This is a genomic window from Pseudomonas sp. GXM4 (assembly GCF_008923895.1).
GTDB lineage: Bacteria > Pseudomonadota > Gammaproteobacteria > Pseudomonadales > Pseudomonadaceae > Aquipseudomonas > Aquipseudomonas atacamensis.
Map to the genome: position 1 here is coordinate 45670 of NZ_WBRZ01000003.1, position 14426 is coordinate 60095.

The 14426-nt window shown below is 58.3% G+C and carries 18 protein-coding genes; 6 read left to right on the forward strand and 12 right to left on the reverse strand.

The genetic code is table 11. From position 1 onward, the window contains the following. Positions 1-111 precede the first annotated feature (111 nt). Positions 112-444, reverse strand: coding sequence for a hypothetical protein (locus F8N49_RS01195; protein ID WP_073475050.1), 333 nt, complete (start codon positions 442-444; stop codon positions 112-114). Positions 445-733: 289 nt separating this feature from the next. Between F8N49_RS01195 and F8N49_RS01200 the strand changes: the two genes are divergently transcribed. After that, on the forward strand, positions 734-1285 hold the full coding sequence (locus F8N49_RS01200; protein WP_073475408.1) for an arsinothricin resistance N-acetyltransferase ArsN1 family B: 552 nt from the start codon (positions 734-736) through the stop codon (positions 1283-1285). Positions 1286-1313: 28 nt separating this feature from the next. Here F8N49_RS01200 and F8N49_RS01205 read toward each other — a convergent pair whose 3' ends face one another. The 5 genes from F8N49_RS01205 to F8N49_RS01225 all read right to left on the reverse strand — a co-directional run bounded on the left by F8N49_RS01205 (position 1314) and on the right by F8N49_RS01225 (position 5369). Then, entirely contained in the window at positions 1314-2387 is a 1074-nt protein-coding gene (locus F8N49_RS01205) for an ArsO family NAD(P)H-dependent flavin-containing monooxygenase (protein ID WP_151550643.1), read from the reverse strand. Positions 2388-2456: 69 nt separating this feature from the next. Then, on the reverse strand, positions 2457-3170 hold the full coding sequence (gene arsH / locus F8N49_RS01210; RefSeq protein WP_151550644.1) for an arsenical resistance protein ArsH: 714 nt from the start codon (positions 3168-3170) through the stop codon (positions 2457-2459). A gap of 47 nt (positions 3171-3217) precedes the next feature. Next, positions 3218-3688, reverse strand: coding sequence for an arsenate reductase ArsC (locus tag F8N49_RS01215; RefSeq protein ID WP_151550645.1), 471 nt, complete (start codon positions 3686-3688; stop codon positions 3218-3220). Between the two features lie 16 nt (positions 3689-3704). Then, on the reverse strand, positions 3705-4988 hold the full coding sequence (locus F8N49_RS01220) for an arsenic transporter (RefSeq protein WP_151550646.1): 1284 nt from the start codon (positions 4986-4988) through the stop codon (positions 3705-3707). Between the two features lie 24 nt (positions 4989-5012). Next, positions 5013-5369, reverse strand: coding sequence for a metalloregulator ArsR/SmtB family transcription factor (locus tag F8N49_RS01225; RefSeq protein WP_122610110.1), 357 nt, complete (start codon positions 5367-5369; stop codon positions 5013-5015). 282 nt (positions 5370-5651) lie between these two features. Here F8N49_RS01225 and F8N49_RS01230 point away from each other — a divergent pair, with 282 nt between their 5' ends. Both F8N49_RS01230 and F8N49_RS01235 read left to right on the forward strand, forming a co-directional pair. Beyond that, on the forward strand, positions 5652-6038 hold the full coding sequence (locus F8N49_RS01230; RefSeq protein ID WP_016774345.1) for a MerR family transcriptional regulator: 387 nt from the start codon (positions 5652-5654) through the stop codon (positions 6036-6038). Positions 6039-6108: 70 nt separating this feature from the next. Next, on the forward strand, positions 6109-6501 hold the full coding sequence (locus F8N49_RS01235; protein WP_016774346.1) for a carboxymuconolactone decarboxylase family protein: 393 nt from the start codon (positions 6109-6111) through the stop codon (positions 6499-6501). A 37-nt stretch (positions 6502-6538) separates the two neighbouring features. On the opposite strand, the gene F8N49_RS01240 is transcribed toward F8N49_RS01235, so the two are convergent. Next, the gene (locus F8N49_RS01240) at positions 6539-7453 is read right to left on the reverse strand and encodes a LysR family transcriptional regulator (RefSeq protein WP_151550647.1); all 915 of its coding nucleotides are present in this window, start codon (positions 7451-7453) and stop codon (positions 6539-6541) included. Between the two features lie 156 nt (positions 7454-7609). Here F8N49_RS01240 and F8N49_RS01245 point away from each other — a divergent pair, with 156 nt between their 5' ends. Next, positions 7610-8620, forward strand: coding sequence for an NAD(P)-dependent alcohol dehydrogenase (locus F8N49_RS01245; protein ID WP_151550648.1), 1011 nt, complete (start codon positions 7610-7612; stop codon positions 8618-8620). A 119-nt stretch (positions 8621-8739) separates the two neighbouring features. Here F8N49_RS01245 and F8N49_RS01250 read toward each other — a convergent pair whose 3' ends face one another. Both F8N49_RS01250 and F8N49_RS01255 read right to left on the reverse strand, forming a co-directional pair. Beyond that, positions 8740-10164: an IS1182 family transposase gene (locus F8N49_RS01250; RefSeq protein WP_071173757.1), complete on the reverse strand. Its 1425-nt coding sequence runs from the start codon at positions 10162-10164 to the stop codon at positions 8740-8742. 112 nt (positions 10165-10276) lie between these two features. After that, positions 10277-10927 carry a glutathione S-transferase gene (locus F8N49_RS01255; RefSeq protein WP_372241000.1) on the reverse strand — a complete coding sequence of 217 codons (651 nt, stop codon included), beginning with the start codon at positions 10925-10927 and terminating at the stop codon, positions 10277-10279. 186 nt (positions 10928-11113) lie between these two features. On the opposite strand from F8N49_RS01255, the gene F8N49_RS01260 reads away from it, so the two are divergent. After that, entirely contained in the window at positions 11114-11689 is a 576-nt protein-coding gene (locus tag F8N49_RS01260) for a TetR/AcrR family transcriptional regulator (RefSeq protein WP_122746488.1), read from the forward strand. Here F8N49_RS01260 and F8N49_RS01265 read toward each other — a convergent pair. Together F8N49_RS01265 and F8N49_RS01270 are read right to left on the reverse strand one after the other, a co-directional pair. After that, complete coding sequence (locus F8N49_RS01265; RefSeq protein ID WP_372241001.1) at positions 11647-12585, reverse strand: alpha/beta hydrolase; 939 nt, start codon at positions 12583-12585, stop codon at positions 11647-11649. The genes F8N49_RS01260 and F8N49_RS01265 overlap by 43 nt on opposite strands. Before the next feature lie 41 nt (positions 12586-12626). Continuing rightward, positions 12627-13070 carry a TspO/MBR family protein gene (locus F8N49_RS01270; protein ID WP_039758892.1) on the reverse strand — a complete coding sequence of 148 codons (444 nt, stop codon included), beginning with the start codon at positions 13068-13070 and terminating at the stop codon, positions 12627-12629. A gap of 163 nt (positions 13071-13233) precedes the next feature. Here F8N49_RS01270 and F8N49_RS01275 point away from each other — a divergent pair, with 163 nt between their 5' ends. Beyond that, positions 13234-13470 carry a hypothetical protein gene (locus F8N49_RS01275; protein WP_177180872.1) on the forward strand — a complete coding sequence of 79 codons (237 nt, stop codon included), beginning with the start codon at positions 13234-13236 and terminating at the stop codon, positions 13468-13470. Between the two features lie 42 nt (positions 13471-13512). Here F8N49_RS01275 and F8N49_RS01280 read toward each other — a convergent pair whose 3' ends face one another. Then, entirely contained in the window at positions 13513-14424 is a 912-nt protein-coding gene (locus F8N49_RS01280) for a magnesium transporter CorA family protein (RefSeq protein ID WP_122750705.1), read from the reverse strand. Positions 14425-14426 lie beyond the last annotated feature (2 nt).

Here is a 14426-nt window from a genome sequence, read left to right on the forward strand (position 1 = left end):
AGTATTGCCTGTTCCTATCAATAGAGTTTTCGATCAGGTCTTGCCTCAAAAGACGGAAAAGTCCTGCAGGTCTCAAACCCGCAGGACTTTTCCTGTCTCGGCAACACGCGCTTAAGCTGCGCGACGACCCGCTGTACGGTCCGATCCATCAGCGGCGAGGGCCTCACCCAGTGGGGTGCGGTCTGAGCCGTCGGCAGCGATGGCCTGGCCTTGTGGGGTCTTGTCATAGCCGTCTTCAACCAGGCCTTGTTCCTCGAGGCGGTTGCGGCCGTTTTCCGCCAGAGCCTGGCCCTGCGGCGTACGTTCCGAGCCATCGGCAGCAACAGTCTGCTGTGGTTCGTTGACCTGGGTGAAGAAACGATCTTCCTGATTGCTCGGTACGGCGAATGCGCTGGCGCTGAGGGCGAAGGTGGCGACGGCGATCAGTTGGCTTACAGTTTTCATGGCGGTGACTCCGGTCAAATTTCGATTGAGGTCCGGGTCGTTCAGATCAGTCTCTGGTTAACCCGTTGCAGTGGTGTGTTCTGCATGGGTTCAGATTAGGGGGCAGGGCGGTGTCGGCGTTAAGCGGATACTGTTCGCAATTTGCCTGATTCTGCTCGCTGAGATGGTTTTACAGACCTTCAGGCTTCAAGGCGAGATTCCGACACTGAATACCGATATTGCATTCGTTGATATTGAAAAGTGGCTTGGAAAAGCTAAGGTTCAGGCTTCCTCTCAAGGACGACCCTCCATGGCTTTGAATATCCGTACGGCGGCGGCAACCGATGCAGATGCCATCCAGCGCATTTATGCCCCAATCGTTCTGAATACTGCGATCTCTTTCGAAGAAACACCGCCGAGCATTACGGAAATTGCGCATAGGATAACTAAGACGCTTCAGACTTATCCCTATCTGGTGGCTGAAGAGCAGGGCGAGATCAAAGGCTATGCATACGCAAGTCAGCATCGCGCACGTCCGGCCTACCGATGGGCCGTTGATGTGACCGTGTACATCGCAGAATCAGTTCGTCGTCAGGGCGTCGGCCGAGAACTTTACGGGACCTTGCTTTCGATTCTCGAAAAGCAGGGATTTCACTCAGCCTACGCTGGGATCGCGCAACCAAATGAAGGCAGCGTGGGCCTGCATGAGTCACTAGGATTCACCCAAATCGGCATGTACCCGGAGGTAGGGTTCAAGCTTGGAAAATGGCACGATGTCGGCTACTGGCGACTCGGCCTGAACCAGGCGACTCCACCGCTGGAGCCAATCATCTTCCCCGAGCTTGAAGTCGCATCACAGTAAGCTCGCGCGAATTTGTCGGCGCGAGCAATCAGGTTCCGCCAGTGAGATAGCTTTGCACTTGCCTGACTACATCCCGGGCGGTGCGGGTTACGCCGATCAATGTGGCAGAAGCGAGCCCCGTCCAGTCGCCGTAACCCACCAGCCACAGATCGGGTACCGCAACGCTTCGGCTTTCGTCCACAATCACTTTGCCATCCCGGCCTACAATGTTCAGGTTGTTCAGGTGATCGAGCGCCGGAGCAAATCCCGTGCACCAGATGACAGCGTCCACCTTTGTCTCGATCCCCGATGACCACACAACCCCTGTCGAAGTAAAGCGCGTGAACGGCCGTACCGCGCTCAACACACCGCGCTCGCGAGCCTCCTTGACCGGTGGCACCATGACAATGTCGCCCAGTCCTCCAACGGGCTGTTGAGGCTCCACGCCATCCTGCTGCGCCTTCAGTCGAGCAGTAGCGCGTTCGAACAGGACGCGTCCATCCACCTCATCAGGTAGGAACGTTGGGGCCTGTTGCGTGACCCAGGTTGCCTGCGCCACTTTGGAGACCTCGGCGTAAATCTGGGCGCCGGAGTTGCCGCCACCGACGACAAGGACGGTTTTACCCGCAAACTCGTTCGGCCCGACGTAATGAGCGGAATGAGGCTGCCTGCCTGCAAACAATGCCTGGCCGGGATAGTCTGGTACGAACGGGCAGCTCCAGGTGCCTGTTGCACTGATAACCGCTTTGGCGTCCCAGTGGTTGTCCTTTGAGATAACACGCAAGCCGCCTTCGATCTTCTCGACACGGGTCACCCGCGTGGGGCGGATGATGGGGAAGTCATACCGGCGCTCGTACTGAGTCAGGTATTCGACAACGTCGTCCCGCCCGGGCGTCCCCTCGGACAGGGCCGGCATCGGCCAGCCTGCAATCGAACTCCATGCCGACGGCGAGAAGAGCCGCAGCGAATCCCAGCCATGCCGCCAGGCGCCTCCTGGTCCCGGCTCGGCATCCAGCAGCACGTAAGACAAGCCTGTGCGCTTCAAAAAATAAGCGACAGTCAGCGCGGATTGGCCACCACCAATGACCACGACATCAAGTTTCGAATTCTGACTCACCAGCATCCTCCCGGCGCAAAGGCCTCAACGTGTGGAAGATCGTGGTGCGGCTCATACCGGTTCCGCACACGGGCATCAAATCGAACGCTGGTTGACTCGTCTGGACAGCTCTTCGGCGGATTCCTTGCGCTCGGAATAACGGTCGACCAGGTAATCCTGACGATCGCGCAAGAGCAGCGTGAACTTCATCAATTCTTCCATCACGTCCACCAGGCGGTCGTAGTACGAAGAAGGCTTCATACGTCCGGCCTCATCGAACTCGGTGAACGCCTTGGCCACAGAAGACTGGTTCGGGATGGTGAACATCCGCATCCAGCGGCCAAGTACCCGCAACTGATTGACCACGTTGAAGGACTGCGAGCCGCCGCAGACCTGCATCACAGCAAGGGTTTTGCCTTGCGTAGGTCGTACAGCGCCCAGCGCCAGCGGAACCCAGTCGATCTGCGCTTTGAACACGGCACTCATGGAGCCGTGACGCTCAGGAGAGCACCACACCTGACCCTCTGACCATTGCATCAGCTCGCGCAGTTCCAAGACTTTGGGATGCGTGTCGGGTGCGTCATCAGGCAGCGGCAGACCCGCAGGGTCAAAAATCCTGGTTTCGGCGCCAAACTCCTTCAGCAGGCGTGCCGCTTCTTGCGTGACCAGGCGGCTGAATGAGCGCTCTCGCGTCGATCCGTATAGCAGCAGAATGCGAGGCTTATGCTCCGAAGGATTACGAGGCGACAGTTGCTCCAGCGAAGGAATGTCGATCAGTTCGGCATGGACGTTCGGCAATGTGTCTTGCATATAAGCTCCTACGGCGGCGCCTGGTTGGGTGCCGCCTCGGTTGATCTTCAAAGCGAACCGATGCGGTTCAGTTCAGCTTGCAGTTGGTCAGGGCTCAGGGTCTTGAGCGGCAGTGCAAGAAATGCATTCACGCGTTCCTGAATTTTGGCCAGTGTGCTTTCAAACGCTGCGGTGATCTCGGCTTCCGACCCGCTAGCCTCAGACGGGTCGGCCAGCCCCCAATGCGCCTTCAGGGCTGGGCCGAAGAAGATCGGGCATGCTTCTCCAGCAGCGCGATCACAGACGGTAATGACGATGTCGGGAGGCGAGCCCTCAAAAGCATCCGAAGCCTTGCTGCTCAAGCCCGCCGTAGAGATGCCCGCCGCCTCCAGCGTTTGCAGTGCCCGTTGATTCACCCGGCCACTGGGAAAGCTTCCCGAGCTGATGGCTTCTAGACCCTCGGGCGCCAAGTGGTTGAAAAGCGCCTCGGACAGAATGCTGCGGCAGCTGTTGTGGGTGCACATGAACAAGATTTTCATCAGACGATTCCTTGATTCAGAAACTTAGGCGCAGTGCCAGGGCGGACAATGTGGCGACGAGGATGGGCAAGGTCAGCACGATCCCGGTCTTGAAGTAGTAACCCCAGCTGATCGTTATGTTTTTCCGGGCGAGCACGTGCAGCCACAACAGCGTGGCCAGGCTCCCGATCGGGGTGATCTTCGGGCCCAGGTCGCAGCCGATGATGTTGGCGTAAACCATCGCATGCTGGACTACACCGTCGACTTCGGCGGCATGAATGGATAAGGCGCCTACCAGAACGGTGGGCATGTTGTTCATGATCGAAGACAGCAATGCTGTCAGCAGCCCTGTACCAAGGGCCGCGCCCCAAACGCCATAACCGGCGAACACGTTCAGGATCTGCGCGATGTGGTCGGTCAGGCCGGCGTTCTTCAGGCCATAAACAACCAGGTACATACCCAAAGAAAAAATCACCACCTGCCATGGCGCCTCTTTGAGCACCTTGCTTATGTTGATGGCATGACCACGAGCCGCGATGACATAGAGAATGCATGCACAGACCGCTGCAATGGCGCTGATTGGCACCCCCAATGGCTCAATGACAAAGAAGCCGATCAGCAGTAGTGCCAGCACCCACCAGCCGGCTACGAAAGTGGCACGGTCATGGATTGCGTCATCCGGATTGTCCAGTTGGTTGAGGTCATAGGTCTTTGGTAAATCTTTGCGGAAAAACCACAGCAGCATGGCTAATGTCGCCGCCACGCTGACGATGTTTACCGGCACCATGATCGAAGCATATTCGTTGAAGCCGATATTGAAGTAGTCGGCAGAAACAATGTTGACCAGGTTGGAAACCACAAATGGCAAGCTCGCCGTATCTGCGATAAATCCAGCGGCCATGACGAACGCCAATGTCGCGGCGGGAGAAAAACGCAGCGCCAGCAACATCGCGATTACGATGGGAGTGAGGATCAATGCCGCTCCGTCGTTGGCGAACAGTGCCGACACAGCCGCACCCAGCAGGACGATAAATGCGAACAGCCTGCGGGTGCTTCCGCCTCCCCACCGAGCCACGTGCAATGCAGCCCACTTGAAAAAGCCTGCCTCATCAAGCAGCAAACTGATGATGATGACCGCGATGAATGTCCCAGTGGCATTCCAGACGATGCGCCAGACCTCGGGTATGTCTGCAAGGGTAACGACGCCTGCCAGCAGCGCCACGACGGCACCGAGCGTCGCGCTCCAGCCAACCCCGAGTCCCTTGGGCTGCCAGATGACAAGGACGATGGTGGCGATAAAGATCAATACGGCAATCAGCATTTCATTAATCCGGTTGGGCGTGAATCAGTTGCACACGGCTTGGTTGATCGGACGGTCGCTCATGCCGCAAAGGCGCTTGGCCTCGGTTTCCAGCCATTGCTGATTGGCGTCTACCACTTCCTTCAAAACTGCAGCCACCCACGCGGGCAAATCAGGATTCACCCGGTAGTACACCCATTGGCCTTGGCGACGATCCAACAGCAAACCGGCAGAGCGCAGCAGCGCCAGATGACGAGAAATCTTCGGCTGACTCAGGTCGAGCGCTGCCGTCAGCTCGCATACACAGAGTTCACCTTGGCTCACGACAAGCAGGGAAATTTTGGCTCGGGTGTCGTCGGCCAAGCACTTGAACAAGGTGGTGGGGGTCATGGGTTCTGTCATACGTCCTCCAGAAGCTTCTGTCTTGACCAAAACGGAGTGCCTGATGCGCTTGCGGATGTCGTGACGCGTAATGGTGAAAGGCGGCGGCATGATTGCCGAGCAATGGATACGGATAACCGAATATACGCATAGTCATATATCTGGTAAAGCGAATATAACAGCGGTTGAACCGTCGAGACTGATAGCGACGGACCGCGCGGATAGTGCCCGCGGTTTGTCTGATTCCAACTGATTGAAAATAGCCATTGACTTAGAGCGCACTCAAACCTTTACGGTGATGACATGAATCCAGAACTGACAATTTCAAAGTTGGCCAAGCGCCTTGATTTGAGCGCTCACACGATCCGCTATTACGAGCGCATCGGGCTGTTCGATCCGGTTGGGCGCGGTGGCAATGGCCACCGGGTGTACGCCGAGAAGGATGTGCTGTGGGCCGAGTTTCTGCTCCGGCTGAAGGCGACCGGAATGCCGATCCAGCAAATGCTGCGGTATGCCGAATTGCGTCGATCAGGCGACTCGACCCTGGCAGAACGCCGCGAACTTCTCGAGCAGCATCGCCGGGACGTGCAAGCGCAGATCAGCCAGTTGAGCCAGTCCCTGGAGGTTCTGGATAACAAGATTCAGATCTATCACCAACTCGAGCAAAAGGAGCATCACCATGATCCGTAAACTTCCCGGTCTCAATCGTTTGCTGTCCGCCACACTTATTGGTGCAAGCGTGACCAGTGTCGCAGCGCCGGTGGAGATGACTGATCGTCGAGCGCGCGGAGAAGCCGCTCTGACGCAGATTACTGGCGGACCTGGTCAGGCAGTGGTTGATTCATTGAAGGATACTGCTCCAGAGCTTGCGGACTGGATTCTGAGTTTTGCCTACGGCGATGTCTTCGCCCGCCCCGGGCTCGATCACTGCACTCGTGAGCTGGCAACCGTTGCGGCACTGACCGCACTGGGCAATGCCCAGCCACAACTGAAAGTGCATATCGGCGGTGCCCTGAACGTCGGGTGCACACCGGAGGCGGTGGTCGATGTGATCTTGCAAATGACCGTATACGCAGGGTTTCCCAGCGCCTTGAACGGTATAACGGCTGCGCGTGAAGTCTTTGCTGCTCGCGGGATCAGTGTTAAATCCTAGGTGCGCACGCTGCAGAAACTGCGCGATAAAGCCAGATTCAACCTTCCACCCACCCCGCATACAACTGCACAAACCGCACCTGCAGCCATTCGATAAACACCTGCACCTGCGCCGGCAAATGCGTGCGGCTCGGGTACAGCAGCGATACCGGCCGAGGCGTCGGGCGCAGCGGTTGCAGAATTTCCACCAGAGCACCGCTAGCCAAATGCTCGGCGACCGCGATGCCCGGCGCCTGGATAATGCCGAAGCCCGACACGCCACACTGCACGTAAGCGTTCGACTCGGTCACGGTAATGCCTTTGCGGCTGACGTAGGTTTTCTGTTTGCCCTCATCTGAAAACTGCCAGGGCAGAGTGCGGTTGTTCTGGCCCGAGAGAAAGTTCACGCCTTGATGGTTCGCCAGATCTCCAAGCGTTTCCGGCGTGCCGTGGTCGCGCAGGTATTCGGGCGCGGCGCAGGTGACCATGGTCGCCAAGGCGATAGGGCGGGCGATCAGGGTTGAGTCGGGCAGCTCGCCGATGCGCAGCGCACAGTCGATGCCTTCGCCGACCAGATCAACCGCACGATCGGTGACGCCCAGCACCATGTCGATGCCGGGGTAGGTGTCGGTGAATTCGCGCAGGCTCTTGATGAATTCCAGTTGCGCGAACGCAGTGGGGATATCGATGCGCAGGCGGCCGGACAGCGTGGCTCCGGTGCGATCGAACATTGTGGTGGCGGCGGTGATCTCGGCCAGAATTTCCTGGACCCGCTGATAGAAAAGTTCACCCTCGGCGGTGAGTGCCACTTTCCTCGTCGTGCGCTGGAACAGGCGCACGCCCAGCGATGTTTCCAGTTCCTGAATATAGCGAGTGACCTGCGGCCGGCCGATGTCCAGCGACTCAGCGGCTTTGGTGAAGCTGCCTAGCTCCGCCAGTCGGGCGAACAGGCGCATCGATTGCAGTAATTCCATGACTTCTCGGCAAGTTTCAGCGTATGGATTTGTTGCCTGAGAATAGAACAATCCTGTCTGTTTCCAAGCATTTATTGCGCTGCTATAAAAGCCAATCATGGTCCCAAGGCAAACCTGCTGAGGGTTTGCGGCCAATAACGCATTTGGAGACTCACCATGAAAGCGTGGTTACTGAAAGATTTCGGGCTCGACAATCTGCAACTCGGCGAGACGCCAACGCCGCAGCCCAAGGCTGGCGAGCTGTTGGTCAAGGTCGGCGCGGTCTCGCTGAATTTCCGCGACAAGGCCATCGTTGACGGCATCTATGAGCCGCACATGGTGCCAAAACCGTTGATTCCGGTCAGCGATGCCGTCGGCACGGTGGTTGCGATCGGCGACGGCGTGACACGCTTCAAGGTCGGCGACCGAGTCAATTCGCATCTGTACTCGCGCTGGCTTGACGGAGAGCCGGGGCCGAACGAGCCGGATTATTGCTTCGGTTCGCCGCTGCCCGGTGGCCTCGCCGAGTACATGATCATTCACGAGGACAGCGCCGTCGGCGCGCCGGCCAACATGAGCGATGAAGAGGCGGCGACGCTGCCAATCGCCGCACTCACCGCGTGGTACGCACTGGTGGATTTCGGCGCTATTCAACCGGGCCAGACCGTGTTGGTACAGGGCACCGGCGGCGTATCGATCTTCGCCGTGCAGATCGCCACCGCGCTGGGCGCCAAAGTCATCGCAACCTCAAGCAGCGATGACAATCTGCACGCGGTAAAACGTCTGGGCGCGATCGCCGGTATCAACTACCGCAGCACGCCGAACTGGGCGGACGAGGTGCTGAAACTCACCGAGGGCAAGGGTGTGGATCTGCTCCTTGATGTGGCGGGAGGCAATGGCATCAATCAGTCGGTAGCAGCGACCAAGGCCTCGGGGCGGATTGCGCAGATCGGCTTTCTGACAGGGCAGACTGTCGAGCTGAACCTGATGCCGCTGATCTTCCGCCAGACCACCATTCGCGGCATCGCGGTGGCACCGCGTTCATCGTTCGACCGGATGAATGTGTTCCTCGCCGAGCACGACATTCGGCCGGTGATCGACCATGTGTATCCGTTCGAACAGGCGCGCGAGGCCTATGAGCATTTGGCGAAAGGGGCGTTTGGCAAGGTTGTGATCAAGGTAGGCTGACAACGAAAAAGGCGCCGATCAACAGACTGTGTGAAAACACACTGATGGTGGTTTCAAGCAAACGCCCCGATTTGTTCGGGGCGTTTGCTTTTGTGCGGATAGCAGACGAAAAAGGGCGTTCAGCCCATCAACGCCATCAACTGACGTGCGCCCAGCACGTTAATCGCTCTTTTCAGGTTATAGGCGTTCACCGCCAAGGCCATTTCGGCTCTCGCCCCCTCGAGCTGTCGCAGCAAGAAGCGAGCGTTGCCAAACAACCACTGTTTTAGGTTTCCGAAGGGATGCTCCACGATGGATCTTCGGCTGACCATCATTTCAGGGTGCGCCGGCATTCGCCGCTCCATGCGTTCGAACGCCTCTTCGTGAGCATGGCGTGAGACGTATCGGCGCCGGGCCTCAGTGCATTGCGCTTTCAGCGGACAGTTGGCGCAGTCGCTGATCGCCGCCTGGTAGATACGATCGCCCTTACTGGTTTGCTTGAGTGTCAGCCATTTTCCGGCGGGACATTGATATCGATCCTGCGACGCATCGTAGGTAAACACTGTTCGGTCAAAGAACTCCTTTTCCTTGCCGCTGGAGTTGCCTGACCGATTGGGTGGTACATAAACCGTGATGTTCTCATCTTCGCAGGCCTGGAACTGCTTGCCATTCGAGTAGCCTGCATCGGCAGTCACCGTCAATTCATCTTGCTGCAGGTGTTCCTTGGCGGCCTTGGCCATAGGCTCAAGTTGCTTGCGATCATCACTGTCCTGCGTGACTTCATGATGCAGGATCAGGCAATGCTCAGCGTCCACGGCTGTTTGCACGTTGTACGCGACCCTCGGTCCTTTGTGCGTTCGCATCATTCGGGCATCGCTTTCGTGGGTATTGAATTGCTCAAGCGCCATGGATTTCATCAGTGCCTGGCAAGTCAGGTTGTTGGAGTGCCTGACTTCAAGTTGCACCAAAGCAGTCTTGACCGCACTGCGATCAACCACCTCATCGGCTTCGGTTTTATCAGCTTCATCCAGTTCGGCCAGATACTGGGCAATGCGTTTATCCAGCTTCTGCTCCTGGTGCTTGAGCCGCTTCAAGCTCATATGACGCCGCGAGGAAGCAACCGCCTGAAACTTGCTGCCATCGATGGCCACCAACTCACCGGCTATCAGACCGGCGGTTCGGCAGAACTGGACGAAGGCCCGGCACGTCGCCACAAAGGCCGGTTTGTTGTTTTTGCGAAAGTCGGCGATGGTCTTGAAGTCGGGTTTGAGCCGGTTGATCAACCACATCACCTCGATGTTGCGCTGACACTCGGCTTCGAGCCGCCGCGATGAGCGAATCCGCTGGAAATAGCCGTAGAGATAGAGTTTTAGCTGATCGGCAGGATCATAAGAGGGGCGCCCGGTGCCTTTGGGCAGCGCTTTGTCGAAGCCCAGTTGCACCAGATCCAGCTTGGCGACGTAGAGGTCAATCACGCGAACGAGGTGATCCTCGGGGATCAGTTCCTCCAGCGAGACCGGGAACAGGCTGGTCTGGCTGCGGGACTCTCCTTGGATGTAGGCCATAACGAAAAATGCTCCGTATCTTTCGATACGGAGCATTTTCTTTGAGTGCCGCACAGATTGCTAGGTTTTCACACAGTCTGGATCAAGGCGCCTTTTTTGCTGGTCTGGTTTTTTACGGCTCGCCTCGCTCAACCATCGCGCGCCATTGCTGCACACTCGGACGTTGCTGCATGCGCGCGTGCCATTCGCGCAGTGCCGTGCAGTCTTCCGGGACTTCCAGCTCAACCAGCGCCGAGAAGATCATCCCGCCCAACACGGCGATGTCCGCCATGGAAAAACTGGTGCCGGCCACGAACGGCTGCTGACGCAGCAAGTTGTCGAAATAGCGCATGCCGCGCACAGCCTTGTCCCGCATGCGCATGCCCCATTCAGCGTTCTGGTACAGCTCCACTTCCGGGCCGAGTCCCGGGGTTGCATGGTGGAAATACACGCTGACGGCATCGAGAAATTCGATCTCGGCACGTTTGGTCAGCATGTGTATTCGTCCTTGCTCAATCGGTGTGCGGCCGGTGAGGACAGGGTTGCCATCGAGAACGTCCAGGTATTGCGTGATGGCCGTGCATTCGGCGAGCAGCGTGCCGTCTTCCAGCTCCAGCACTGGCAGCGTTCCGGAGTAGTTCAAGCGCAAGAACTCGGGGTTCTTGTGTTCGCCTTTCCACAGATTTACCGAGATGAATTCGGTGCGGGCCAATAGCGATTTTTCCGCCAGGGCGATGCGCACGCGGGCCGGGTAGGGGCCGTTGTACCAGTCGTAGATTTTCAACGCGGAAATGGAGTGAGCGTCGTTTTGAGTCGAGTTAGCGGTCATTTCAGTTGTCCTGCCTGTCAGTTGGTAGGCAAAGACTGCGACCAGAATTTATTCCTGTCAATCCCCTACCTGCCAATTGGCAGGTAAATCTTTCGCGGGTACACTTCGCCCCATTGACCGATAGTCATCGAGGACACAGACATGAGCGTGAACGCACGCGAAGCGATTCTGGAAGCCGCCAAAACAGCGGCGCAGACCCACGGCTACAACGGCATCAACTTCCGTAGCATCGGTGAAGTGGTGGGTATCAAGAACGCCAGCATCTACTACCACTTTCCCAGCAAGGCCGACCTCGGCGCGGCAGTTGCCGAGCGTTACTGGCAAGACGCGGCCAAGGCGCTGGACGGTATTCGTGAGGCCAATCCCGAGCCGCATCAATCCCTGAAGTTGTACGCGTCGATCTTCCGCACTTCGCTGGAAAACGGTAATCGGCTGTGCCTCGTCAGCTTCATGGCTGCCGAATACCAGGATCTGCCAGACCCGGTGAAGGACCAGGTGAAGAAATTCGCAGAGGTCAACATCGAGTGGCTGACCCAGGTGTTGATCGCTGCAGGAGCTGCCGACGAAGACAGCTGCGAGGCGCGGGCGCGGGCGATTTACGCTGCGGTGGCTGGTGCGCAGTTGATTGCACGCAGCCGAGGGGATATTGCGTTGTTTGATGAGTTGATCGGCAGCTACGAAAGCGCCGGGCTGATTTCGGCGGATTTCGCTGAGTAGCTTGCCACTTGCGCTGAAATCCACTTGCGGCTGTAAGCCAGCACATGGTCAGCAGTGGCGGTGGGGAAGTGGATGAAGCCATGCGGACACTCCGGCAGCACGTACATCTCCACCGGCGCCGCGTGTTGCCAGCGTTCAGCGATGAGCCGCGTGTCATCCAGCAGCGGATCGAGGTCGCCGGCAAACAGCAGCGCTGGTGGCAGTCCGCTGAAATCGCCGTATAGCGGCGACAGCGGTGGCTGGCGTCGTTGTTCGTCGCTGATATCAGGTGTGAGCAGGCGCAACGCTTCGACCATGCCGGGGCCGTCGAGCACCAGAGTATCGGCGGGCGCGGTGCGCACGCTGGGTGTGCCGGTCAGGTCGTAGACGCCGTAATACAGCAGCGCGCCGCAGATCCGTTGCAGCCGTTGCGGCGAAGATTTGAGCGCGAGGAGGGTGGCGGCCGCCAGATGCCCGCCGGCCGATTCACCGACGACGACTACGGGCAGTCCGGCAAATTCGCCATCGTTCAAGATGCCGCGAGTGGCCCGCAGACAGTCGTCCAGCAAGCCTTCGATTGGCGTCGACACGGCCAGCCGATAATCAACCGACACCACCGCCACGTCGCAGGTGTTGACGATGGCGATGTTGAAGTTGTCGTTCATCTGCGCATTGCCGATCACCCAGCCGCCACCATGGAAATCCAGCACCACGCCTCTGGCTTTGCCCTTGGGGCGGATGATGCGCACGGGCACCGTGTCGATGATCTTCCGTTCGGCGGTCAGCCCATGCTGGCGCAGCTTGCCGTCGCCGCCGAGCTGACCCGCCCGCAGCAACGCCTGAATCAGCCGTGGGGTGAGGCGATTGCGGATCTTGAAACGCGGCAGCCAGGCGAGCTTTTTGTTGAACCCACGCACCTGCGCCAGCTCGCGCTCGCCTTGCGGCCATGGAAAATCGCTCACAGGCGATTCTTCATCAGGATCGAGCAGTTCAGCGCCAGCGCGACGCACAGCCACGCCAGATACGGGAACAGAATCAGCCCGGTGACCACGTCCAGTTGCAGGGCGAGCACGACCATCACCGCGACCACCACCCACAGCACCGCCAGAATCACCAGCGCCGCCAGCACCTGATGCGCGCCGAAGAACACCGGCGTCCACAGCGTGTTCAGGGCGATTTGCGCAGCCCACAAGGCCAGCACCGTTTGGCTGCCGGGGATCAGGCTCAAGCGATAACCGGCCCAGGCCAGCAGCAGGTAGATGATCGTCCACGCTACGGGAAAGGCCCAGTTAGGCGGGGTGAAAGAGGGTTTGGTCAGCGATTCGTACCACGGGCCGGGTTTGAACATCACGCCAGTGGTTGCCGCCGCCGCGCAGGCCAGAAGGAAGATGAAAAAGGTCATTGCCAGTCCTTAGCTGTGATCAGCTGTTATGGAGAGTTAAGAAGAGGACGCTTCGCTGCGCAAAAAGTTTGTTTGCAAACGCAAAATGGCAGTCAGGTTGAACTAAAAGCTGACCGTCGCGTCAGGATAAACACTGCCTTTTCCCACCGACGCGGACGACATCATGTACACCTATCACATCGAATACCGTTTCAACGGCGAGCCTCGTACTTATCTGCTCGAACTCAAGGAAGCGCAACTGGTCGAGCACGACGCGGCGATGCATCTGCTGGAACTGCATCTGGGCGATGCGGAAAACAGCCTGGTCATGCCCACGGCGGATTCGACGCCAGAGCAGATTCTCGAGCAGGCCGAGCGGGTAGGGATTACACATATCCGGGTGGTCAGCCGGACCAATTGACCTTCGGATGCGGCGCAGGCGTCAGCAAAATGTGCTCTGAATTCAGGCCATGCGCCGCAATACCAGCACCATCCCCGCGCCCACGAGGCCCATGCAGGCGATCAGCACGGGAAAGGACATCCACCATGGGACGCCGGACGTCATCATGCTGAACTCCGACATGCCACCGATGCTGGCGATCAGGTTCAAGGGAAGGAACACGACGTTGATCAGCGTCAGCTTTCGCAGCGCGCGGTTCATGCTGTTGTTGGCAAGATTGCCGTGGGATTCGATGAGGTTGGCGAACACCTTGGCGTGAATTCGGGCCTGCTGAAAGCTTTGTTCGTTTTCCACGATCAGATCGTTCAGCGCAGCCAGTTGACCGTCGCTGAAGCCCTGGCGCTGACCGTGGTTGCGCAGCAGGGTCAGCACCGCTCCGTTACTTTGAATCGCATTGACGTAGTACACGAGGCTTTCGCTCAGGTTGTACATCTGCGCCAATTGTTGATTGTCCATCGCCCGGGTGAATTGCTGTTGGATCTCCCGAGCGATCTGTTTGACCACGCGCAAATGCCCGAGATAGTGGTGAACGCTTTCAGCGAGTAACGCCATCAGCACGTCCAGCGGCCCGGTCATTTGCGCATCGTGCTCAAGACCCGAGAGCAGCGAGTTGCTCGCACAAATGACCACCAAGCGTTTTTCGCTCAGCACCACTCCGAAGGACGAAACGTTGAATGCGCGCCCGTCGAAGCTTTCCGGGCGCTTCCAGATCATAAACAGGTGATCAGGTTTGACTTCGATGCGGGCCACTTCGTCAGGGTCCAGCGACGACTCTATCGCTTGTGGGCCAATGCCCAGGAGTCTGTGCAGATCCAGTTGCTCGGCTGCGTCCGGGGCGACACACAGCCAGACAGTCGCCTGTTCTCCAGATGTCCTGTGCAGGGCGCCGCAATCAATGCAATAGCCTTCAATCATTG

Bases quoted from the DNA above. Each gene is read 5' to 3' on its own strand.
- F8N49_RS01270 (WP_039758892.1), bottom strand. From the start codon at position 13,070: ATGACCTTTTTCATCTTCCTTCTGGCCTGCGCGGCGGCGGCAACCACT.
- F8N49_RS01240 (WP_151550647.1), bottom strand. From the start codon at position 7,453: ATGGAATTACTGCAATCGATGCGCCTGTTCGCCCGACTGGCGGAGCTA.
- F8N49_RS01275 (WP_177180872.1), top strand. From the start codon at position 13,234: ATGTACACCTATCACATCGAATACCGTTTCAACGGCGAGCCTCGTACT.
- F8N49_RS01230 (WP_016774345.1), top strand. From the start codon at position 5,652: ATGAATCCAGAACTGACAATTTCAAAGTTGGCCAAGCGCCTTGATTTG.
- F8N49_RS01260 (WP_122746488.1), top strand. From the start codon at position 11,114: ATGAGCGTGAACGCACGCGAAGCGATTCTGGAAGCCGCCAAAACAGCG.
- F8N49_RS01200 (WP_073475408.1), top strand. From the start codon at position 734: ATGGCTTTGAATATCCGTACGGCGGCGGCAACCGATGCAGATGCCATC.
- F8N49_RS01245 (WP_151550648.1), top strand. From the start codon at position 7,610: ATGAAAGCGTGGTTACTGAAAGATTTCGGGCTCGACAATCTGCAACTC.
- F8N49_RS01220 (WP_151550646.1), bottom strand. From the start codon at position 4,988: ATGCTGATTGCCGTATTGATCTTTATCGCCACCATCGTCCTTGTCATC.
- F8N49_RS01225 (WP_122610110.1), bottom strand. From the start codon at position 5,369: ATGACAGAACCCATGACCCCCACCACCTTGTTCAAGTGCTTGGCCGAC.
- F8N49_RS01280 (WP_122750705.1), bottom strand. From the start codon at position 14,424: ATGATTGAAGGCTATTGCATTGATTGCGGCGCCCTGCACAGGACATCT.
- F8N49_RS01195 (WP_073475050.1), bottom strand. From the start codon at position 444: ATGAAAACTGTAAGCCAACTGATCGCCGTCGCCACCTTCGCCCTCAGC.
- F8N49_RS01215 (WP_151550645.1), bottom strand. From the start codon at position 3,688: ATGAAAATCTTGTTCATGTGCACCCACAACAGCTGCCGCAGCATTCTG.
- F8N49_RS01250 (WP_071173757.1), bottom strand. From the start codon at position 10,164: ATGGCCTACATCCAAGGAGAGTCCCGCAGCCAGACCAGCCTGTTCCCG.
- F8N49_RS01205 (WP_151550643.1), bottom strand. From the start codon at position 2,387: ATGCTGGTGAGTCAGAATTCGAAACTTGATGTCGTGGTCATTGGTGGT.
- arsH (WP_151550644.1), bottom strand. From the start codon at position 3,170: ATGCAAGACACATTGCCGAACGTCCATGCCGAACTGATCGACATTCCT.